The sequence below is a fragment of the Paenibacillus rigui genome, assembly GCF_002234615.1.
Classification (GTDB): Bacteria; Bacillota; Bacilli; order Paenibacillales; family NBRC-103111; genus Paenibacillus_S; species Paenibacillus_S rigui.
The window spans coordinates 1-2,105 of the sequence record NZ_NMQW01000090.1 but is presented as its reverse complement, the minus strand read 5'-3'; the positions used below and the strand labels follow the sequence as shown (position 1 = coordinate 2,105).

Here is a 2,105-nt window from a genome sequence, read left to right as displayed (position 1 = left end):
TTGTATTCCCGAACTCGAGAACCTTAAGGCTGCTTGCTGCCGGCCGCGGCGCGGTTAGGTTCGCAGGGTTGTCCGCCGGATTTCACTTCCCCGAATTATCTTCTGGCGGACCAAGGGCCGTATGGCCCGAAGCGTGAATACGGTGTTAGACGATGGATTCGCCTTCCTTGAACTACAGTCACTGAACTTGATCTTGTATAGTCTTTGATCTGTATAGTCCTTGACCTGTATTGCTCTTGATCCGTATAGCTCTTGACCTGTATAGCCCTTGACCTGTATAGCTCTTGATCTGTATAGCTCTCGACCTGTATATAATCCTCAACCCTGCAAGTAAAATCCAATTTATTCGATAATATCACGTTAAAAGAAACATGGGAATACATGTAAATATGCATCCCCATTAGTTCTGTATATAGCTTTGCGAATCTTTCGTCTAACGTTCTTGTATTCACGAACTCGAGAACCTTAAGGCAGCTTGCTGCCGGCCGCGGCGCGGTTAGGTTCGCAGGGTTGTCCGCCGGATTTCACTTCCTCGAATTATCTTCTGGCGGACCGAGGGCCATATGGCCCGAAGCGTGAATACGGTGTTATATGATGTTCTCCCCCTCGACCTCTTTGAATTACTTACAGCTCTTCGATCTTTATACTGCTCTTCGATCTTATACTGCTCTTCGATCTTATACCGCTCTTCGATCTTATACTGCTCTTCGATCTTATACTGCTCTTCGATCTTATACTGCTCTTCGATCTTATACTGCTCTTGATACCTCTTTCAGAATGATGGTGTGCCACACCAAATTAAGCTCTTTTCTTGAGGGGGAGAATGTCATATAACGTTCTTGTATTCACGAACCCGAGAACCTTAAGGCAGCTTCAGCTGCCGGCCGCGACGCGGTTAGGTTCGCAGGGTTGTCTGCCTGTTTCCACTCCCTTGAGTTATCTACGGGCAGACCGAGGGGGCTTGACCCCCGATGTGTGAATACGCTGTTATCTGATGGATTGGGCCCACTTCCTCGAATGAAGACAGGACGTCGACCCTCAATTTTTATTGCTTTATCAATCTTTATTGTCTTCTAAGTCTTTATTGCTCTATCGGTCTTTATTGTCTTGTCAGTCTTTATTGCTCTGTCGGTCTTTATTGTCTTGTTAGTCTTTATTGCCTTGTCGGTCTTTATAGTCCTACCAGTCTTTATTGGCTTGTCGGTTCTTTATAGCCCTGTCAATCTTTATTGCCTTGTTAGTCTTATAAAGTCTGTCGGTTTTAATATCTATGCTTCACGCAACAGGACGTTGCAGGTCGATTAACCCACATAATCCTTGGGCTCAATCTTTCAGATAACGTTCTGCGTATTCACGAACCCGAAAGGCTTAAAGGAGCGAATGCGACTGGGTGGCTCTGCCACTTAGCCTTGCAGGGTTGTCTGCCTGACTCCACTTCCCCGAATTGCCTCGGGCAGACCAAGGGAGCGTAGCGACCGCAGCGTGAATACGGTGTTATATGAAGTACGAGCCATCTTGAGTTAGCTTTCAAATAAATACCTTATCAATGTTTTTTTGTACATATGTCTTCATTTGTTCAATGATATACGCTCCATAAAGATGAATAATTTCATGATGATCTTCACAAATAAGCCATTGATACTTCTTGGACACCAAAAAATAATCATTTAGATGACATAACTCAGGAATCACTTCAAAAATTGTGTCTCTAGTACCCTCATAGACCCACATCTTGTCATACACGTCTTCTACAATGAACCAGATATGCTCATCTTCAATAATGTCTTTTATATATTTATATGGTTGATCAACAAATCTCACAGTATGATTGGGTTCTTTAAGTCTATTCCATCCCCAATGTAATCCATGGGTATAATGAGCCTTTGTTAAAAACCGTTCTTCAACATTACTTAAAATATCTTTCCATTGGTCCTTCCTAACTTCAAATAGCTTATCTCTGCTAATTTGATGTTTCTTAATCAACTCTTGGATTTCAATTCGAACAGATAAAGAGTTCATACATAACTCCTTCAAATGATTTTCTTATTTAACCGATCTGCTCGTATTTCATATAACGTTCTTGTATCTGTCTCTTTTACACATTT

The 2,105-nt window shown here is 42.4% G+C and carries 1 protein-coding gene; it reads right to left on the bottom strand.

The window, feature by feature from the left end:
- Positions 1 to 1,527: 1,527 nt before the first annotated feature.
- Positions 1,528 to 2,019, bottom strand: coding sequence for a DUF6756 family protein (locus CF651_RS31735; RefSeq protein ID WP_094018870.1), 492 nt, complete (start codon positions 2,017 to 2,019; stop codon positions 1,528 to 1,530).
- Positions 2,020 to 2,105 lie beyond the last annotated feature (86 nt).

Coding starts and splice junctions, on each gene's coding strand:
- CF651_RS31735 (WP_094018870.1), bottom strand. CDS start 2,019: ATGAACTCTTTATCTGTTCGAATTGAAATCCAAGAGTTGATTAAGAAA.